A 3,934-nucleotide genomic window follows, 5' to 3' on the forward strand; every position below is an offset into this window, starting at 1 on the left:
GCTGGACGTGGTGACCGGCACGTCGGGGCGGGCCGGGCTCGCCGCCGTGCGCGAGGGCGCGGTGGACGCCGCTTTCTGGGCGCGGAGCCTGCCCGAGTCGCGGATGCCCGCGGGGGTGCGCACCGTCCGCGTCGCGGACGAGCCGGTGGTCCTCGCGATCGGGCCGAAGCATCCGCTGGCCGGCCGGGAGAGCGTCAGCCCGGCGGAGCTCGCCGGGCACCGCCTCTGGATGCCGAAGCTCGAACCGGACACCGAATGGGGCTGGTACTACGCCGAGTTGGCGCAGGAGTTCGGCATGCGCATCGACCCGTCGGGGCCCGCCTTCGGCCTGGAGCACCAGGCGCGGATCATCGTCGACTCCGACGACCGGGGCACGTTCCTCGGCACCCGCACCCCGCTCGTGCGGCCCACCGGACTGGGCCTGCACCTGATCCCCGTACGCCGTCCCACGCCCGTCTATCCGCACTGGCTGCTGTGGCGCGAGGACAATCCGCACCCCGTGCTGCCGAAGGTGCGCGACTACCTGACCGCCCGTCACGCGGCCGAGGGCCCGGCCGCGGACGACCCCTGGCTGCCGGGCTGGGCCTGAGCAGCTCAAGAAGAGCGAGTGACATTTGTACCGCCAGGGTCGGGACGCCTCGCTCTGCCGGGCGGTGCCCCCACTGCGCGAAGCTCAGTGCTGTCGGAAAGACGAGCGGACCGGACAGCAGGGGGAACAGGCCATGAGCACGGACACGGCGACGAAGACGAGGACCACGACCAAGCTGACCGCCGAGCAGGCTCAGCGGGTCGCGCGGGACACGGACTTCAAGGGTCTGCCGAACTGGTACTTCCCGATCATGGGCTGCCTCGCCGGCGTCTTCGACATCGCCCGCGCCTACCCGGCCGTCTACTGGGTGATCCCGATCGCCCTGGCCGTGAACCTGACCCTGACGCTGACCGTGCTGCGCACCCGGATGCGTCTGATGAAGGCCCTGTGGAAGAACAAGCGCACCCGCTTCCTCGCCCTCGGCCTGGTCGGCGTCCGCTTCGCGGTGCGGGCCGGGCTCGCCTCCGTCGGCTTCGCCCTCGGCGCCGCCGCGGACGGCCTGTTCCTCGGCATCCTGATGGCCGTGCTCGGCACGGCGATGGCCTGGGGCGACCAGTGGCTGGTCCTGCGCACCCTGCGCCGCAGCGCCGTCACCGCCTGACCCGATCGCCTGCCTGACACCGGACCGGTCCCTGTTCCTCGGGGCCGGTCCGGTGTCTCGGCGCCGGTCCGCTGTTCCCCGGGCCCGGCCCTACTCCTGCGGGGGCTCCTCGTGCGCCGTGCGCCTGCGCACCCGCCGCATCCGGAACGCGGCCGCAAGCAGGATGAGCACGACCCCCGCCACCACCACCGCGATCGCCCCCGACGACACCGAGGTGACGTCGACGGTGAACGTCATCGGCTCGCCCCAGGGCTTGCCGTCGCTCGTGGTGTAGAGCTGGGCGGTGATCCGTGCCTTGCCGTTGGCCTTCGCGGTGACGCCGATGTGCGAGGTGTGGCTCGCGGAGCCCGCGGCCTCCACCGCCGTCCTCGGGTCGTTGACCTTCATCCGCTCCGCGTCGCTGGAGGAGACCCGCAGTTCGAGCCCCGCCACCGGCTGCTGCAGGCCGTTGTCGACCGTCACCGGGATCGTCGCGTCGCCGGAGGTGAGGGTGACCGTGGTCTTCGGGACGAGCCGCAGCGAATCCACCGACGTGGAAAGGAAGTCGGAGGTGCGCTGCTGGAAGGTCTGCTGCGCGGAGTCGTCCGCCGGCCGCCAGGCCGTGGACAGGGCGCGGGCCATCGCCGCGTGCACGGACGCCGTGGTGGCCTTCGGGTCGGCGAGCACCTTCGAGAGCGTGGACAGACCGTCCAAGTCGCCTGCCACGGCCGCGAGTTGGGAGCCGGTCAGCTCGCCCCGGACGAGCCGGGAAGGATACGACCCGCTGCCCGCCGCCCGGCCCCGCACCGGGTCGTTGTCCGCGGTGCGGATGCCCTCCAGGTCCAGCCAGCCCTCGTCGGTGCCGGAGTCGAGGGCGGCCCCGAGCGCGTTCGCCGCCGTGCCGGACAGCTCGCGGGGCGGTACGAGGACGGGGCGGGTGTTCGCCTTGAGGAGCGCGGCGAGACGCGTGACCGTCGCGGCGTCGGGGGTGTCCCGCGCCTCGCCGCTCGCGGACGGCGAGGGGCCGGTCGAGGCGGTCGCGGACGGGCTCGTCGAGGAGCCGGTGGCCGAGGGGCTCGGCGAGGGGCTGGGGGACGCGTCCGGGTCCGGGTCCTCGATGCGGGCCAGCGCCGTCGTGAGGTCCGCGTCGTAGGGCAGCGCCGTCATCCGGCCGGTGTCCCCGTCGCTGTCGGCGTCGCCGTCCCCGCCCAGCGTCACCGGCGCGGTGCCCGCCGGGGTGAGCCCCGGCCCCGAGGCGAGGATGCGGCTCACCCCCAACTTCGTGCCCAGCCGGGCGACTTGGCTGTCCAGGGCGCCGTCCGCGGGCCAGCCGAGACCGGCCCGGGTCCCGGTGCCCAGGATCGTGTCGACCCGTTCCTTCGCGTCGTCCGCGAGCCCGGCCACGACCTCGGTGAGGTCGTCGGTGTCGGCGCCGGGGTGGTGCGCGAGCGAGGCCAGGTCGGGGTCCGCGTACGGCAGTAGCCACACGTCGCGGCCCTTTACCGCGTCCCTGAGCGCGGACAGCCAGGCCTTCGCGGCGCTCTGCCCGGTGCCCCGCGTGCTGTCCTGCGGATTGCTGGAGTCGGCGCTGTCCGCGACTCGGTAGCCGTTCGCCATCGCCTGCGCGGAGAGCACCAGGTCCGGGTCGACGACCCAGCTGACCTCGCGGTCCTTGCCCGCGTCGACGACCTCGCGCAGGCGGCCGCCCTTCGCGAACAGCCCCGCGAGCGCGTCGTCGTCGAAGACCGGCTGCGCGGTGGGGCCCGAGCCGAGCGCGGCCGCCGTCATGTGCGGGGCCGCCATGACCGGCCAGACGACGGCCGCGTGCCCCGCGTCGTCGGCGGCCCGCGCCTGCCCGGCACCCGGCAGCACCGAGATGCCCACGGCCCCGAGCACCACGGCGGACACGACCCGGGCCCGCGCCGCGCTGTATCCCGTCATGTCGTCCCGTACCTCCCGCTCGCTGTCACCCGCCCCTGAGGTAACACCGTCCGGCAGGCCGGTCCGTGGACCGCGCGGCCGGGCGGCGCGTCGGCGGGGAAGCGGCCTAACCCTCCGTCGCCTCCAGCGCGGAGCCGACCCGCAGCAGGTTCCCGTCGGGGTCGACGAGCGCGAACTCCCGCATCTCGTACACCGTGTCGTCGGGTTCGACGAGCCGCGGCGTCGCGTACGGGTCCTCGCTCAGGCCGGCGCCCCGCCACTCCTCGTGCAGCGCGTCCACCACGTGCGCGCCGCCGTCGAGCCGCAGGTACAGGGCGTGCGCGGTGCTCAGGGGGTCGGTGTCGGGGGCGTGGAAGAAGTGCAGTTCGGCGTGGTCGCGTACGAGGATCAGATAGCCGTCGTCGGGGTAGTGGCCGTCGACCGTGAAGCCGAGTGCGGCGTAGAAGGCGATCGTGGCGGCCAGGTCCCGGCTCGGCATGATCGGCGCGAGGCGCCCGGTCAACTCAGTGCGGGCCATCGGTGCTCCAGGGGTGCTCGGCGGGGGAGCCGATGTCGCCCGATAGAGTGCGGCTCCCTTGACTTCACGTAACCCTCCCGAGCATGACGCACCACGTACGAGGTACCAGGCAGTGACTCCCGCGACTCCCGCCCCGGCTGTGGTGACCGTCGTCGGGATCGGCGCGGACGGCTGGCCGGGGCTGCCGGACACCTCACGGGCGGCGCTGCGCGAGGCCGACGTCGTCCTCGGCGGGCCGCGCCAGCTCGCGCTGCTGCCGGGCGAGTGCGCCGGGGAGCGGATCTCCTGGCCGTCGCCGCTGCGGCCC

4 protein-coding genes and 1 pseudogene are annotated in these 3,934 nt (G+C 74.1%); 3 read left to right on the forward strand and 2 right to left on the reverse strand.

Features of this window, described 5'->3' with window-relative positions:
• A partial coding sequence (locus G3I40_RS35220) for a LysR substrate-binding domain-containing protein (protein WP_239092131.1) occupies positions 1 to 589 on the forward strand: 589 nt, incomplete at its 5' end.
• Between the two features lie 133 nt (positions 590 to 722).
• Positions 723 to 1,190: a hypothetical protein gene (locus tag G3I40_RS35225; protein ID WP_164558914.1), complete on the forward strand. Its 468-nt coding sequence runs from the start codon at positions 723 to 725 to the stop codon at positions 1,188 to 1,190.
• Positions 1,191 to 1,280: 90 nt separating this feature from the next.
• Here the strand turns inward: G3I40_RS35225 and G3I40_RS35230 are convergent, their stop codons facing one another.
• Positions 1,281 to 3,110: a DUF6049 family protein gene (locus tag G3I40_RS35230; RefSeq protein ID WP_164558915.1), complete on the reverse strand. Its 1,830-nt coding sequence runs from the start codon at positions 3,108 to 3,110 to the stop codon at positions 1,281 to 1,283.
• A 106-nt stretch (positions 3,111 to 3,216) separates the two neighbouring features.
• Positions 3,217 to 3,627: a VOC family protein gene (locus G3I40_RS35235; RefSeq protein WP_164558916.1), complete on the reverse strand. Its 411-nt coding sequence runs from the start codon at positions 3,625 to 3,627 to the stop codon at positions 3,217 to 3,219.
• A 112-nt stretch (positions 3,628 to 3,739) separates the two neighbouring features.
• Here G3I40_RS35235 and G3I40_RS35240 point away from each other — a divergent pair.
• Positions 3,740 to 3,934, forward strand: a pseudogene (locus G3I40_RS35240) (cobalamin biosynthesis bifunctional protein CbiET); the annotation flags it as partial.

Source organism: Streptomyces sp. SID14478 (assembly GCF_010548525.1).
In the GTDB taxonomy this organism is placed as follows: Bacteria; Actinomycetota; Actinomycetes; order Streptomycetales; family Streptomycetaceae; genus Streptomyces.